The organism is Flavobacterium sp. (assembly GCF_017985075.1).
In the GTDB taxonomy this organism is placed as follows: Bacteria; Bacteroidota; Bacteroidia; order Flavobacteriales; family Flavobacteriaceae; genus Flavobacterium.
Genome location: NZ_JAGNYF010000058.1, coordinates 10,193 through 11,624, shown reverse-complemented (window position 1 = coordinate 11,624; position 1,432 = coordinate 10,193). Strand labels below are relative to the sequence as shown.

The 1,432-nt window shown below is 30.2% G+C and carries 3 protein-coding genes and 1 tRNA gene; 2 read left to right on the top strand and 2 right to left on the bottom strand.

Translation table 11 applies throughout. The features are described 5' to 3' along the window. Positions 1 to 35: 35 nt before the first annotated feature. Positions 36 to 121: transfer RNA gene (locus tag KA468_RS09275), tRNA-Leu, on the top strand. Positions 122 to 173: 52 nt separating this feature from the next. On the opposite strand, the gene KA468_RS09270 is transcribed toward KA468_RS09275, so the two are convergent. Together KA468_RS09270 and KA468_RS09265 are read right to left on the bottom strand one after the other, a co-directional pair. Continuing rightward, on the bottom strand, positions 174 to 470 hold the full coding sequence (locus KA468_RS09270; protein ID WP_291242662.1) for a type II toxin-antitoxin system RelE/ParE family toxin: 297 nt from the start codon (positions 468 to 470) through the stop codon (positions 174 to 176). Beyond that, positions 457 to 756 carry a type II toxin-antitoxin system ParD family antitoxin gene (locus KA468_RS09265; protein WP_291242661.1) on the bottom strand — a complete coding sequence of 100 codons (300 nt, stop codon included), beginning with the start codon at positions 754 to 756 and terminating at the stop codon, positions 457 to 459. Before KA468_RS09265 ends, KA468_RS09270 begins: the two co-directional genes overlap by 14 nt. Positions 757 to 867: 111 nt before the next feature. On the opposite strand from KA468_RS09265, the gene KA468_RS09260 reads away from it, so the two are divergent. Further along, entirely contained in the window at positions 868 to 1,233 is a 366-nt protein-coding gene (locus tag KA468_RS09260) for a DUF1508 domain-containing protein (protein ID WP_291242660.1), read from the top strand. The last annotated feature ends 199 nt before the right edge of the window (positions 1,234 to 1,432 follow it).

Sequence of the window (1,432 nt, the reverse complement as noted above, 5' to 3'; positions counted from 1 at the left end):
TAAAAATACCAATTATTGTGTTTACACAATAAAATGCTTGAGTGGTGGAATTGGTAGACACGCTGGACTTAAAATCCAGTGGGTAGTAATGCCCGTGCGGGTTCAAGTCCCGCCTTGAGTACTAAAAGCTTCAAACTATGTTTGGAGCTTTTTGCATTTTAAGACAAGTTGAATCAAAAACTTTTTGGTAAATCTTTTGCTCCGTGCAGAACCCTTAAAATCCTAATATGATCAATTTGTATCGTATAAAAAACTATATGACTCCCAATTGGTAAACTATACACACTTTTTTTAATCTCGTTTCTACTTCTTCCTATTTCAGGGGTATTTACTATTTTGACAAATACTTCGTCAATTTCATATAAATACTTTACGGCTTGATTAAATCCGAATTCTTCAAAAGTATAGTCAAATATTTTTTCCAAGTCGTTGTCCGCTTCCCGAGATAACACATACTTATTTTTTGGCATATGCTGCTTTTTTTGCTGCAATTATATCTGCAATAGACCTATCACTACTTTCAGACGACCAACCCTTTTCGATTTCATTTCTCAAATCAGTAATTACTTTTTCTCTATAAATTTCGTGCAAACGTAAGGCGTCTCTTATCACTTCACTGTTATTTTGATAATCACCTGTTTCCACTTGTTTGTTGATGTAAATCTCCTGTTTTTTTGTAAAACTAATATTCATAACTAATAAAATTAATTGTCTATATATAGCAAATATAGATAATTTAATTAATTTGAAATACATTTTTTTATGTTTTCTGTATTATTAAAACAATAAATATAATTAAAATGTTTTTAATTTCAACTTAAGTAATTTCGTTTAAAATAGTATCTTCGCTTCAAATATTTTTATAAAATGGCAACTTTTGTAATAAGCAAAAAACCCAGCGGACATTACAAATACGAATTAACTTCTCGTAGAGGAAAAACCATTTTTATTAGCAATGCTTTTGAATTACGATTTGAATGTGAAGAAGAAATTGAATTACTAAAAAAATCAATAGAACAAATGTTTTTTATGCGATTTCGTTCACCTGCAGGTAAGTTTTACTTTAAAATCATTTTAAATGATAAAGAAGTTGCTGTTAGCAGAAAGTATTCCACCCAATTAATGTTAGAAAAAGGCATCAATGAAATTTTAAAATACGGTGCAAAAGCCGAATATTTAGATTTTTCAAAATCACTTGATGTTTTTCCGCCAGCGGAAGATGTTTTTGGATAACTTATAGTTATTTCGCAGAGATTCACAAAGCATTTCATCTTCATCCAAACAACTTTTTACAACGTTTGTGAACCTGAAAGGGTCTCACGCAATCTAATTCACGCGTCAGTAGTAAAAGAGATGCTTTCCGCATTACAAGTATGCGCTCAAGTATATTAATTTATCGTATAACTAATTTAAATTCGTTCACTTTTGAGCA

Bases quoted from the DNA above. Each gene is read 5' to 3' on its own strand.
- KA468_RS09260 (WP_291242660.1), top strand. From the start codon at position 868: ATGGCAACTTTTGTAATAAGCAAAAAACCCAGCGGACATTACAAATAC.
- KA468_RS09270 (WP_291242662.1), bottom strand. From the start codon at position 470: ATGCCAAAAAATAAGTATGTGTTATCTCGGGAAGCGGACAACGACTTG.
- KA468_RS09265 (WP_291242661.1), bottom strand. From the start codon at position 756: ATGTATTTCAAATTAATTAAATTATCTATATTTGCTATATATAGACAA.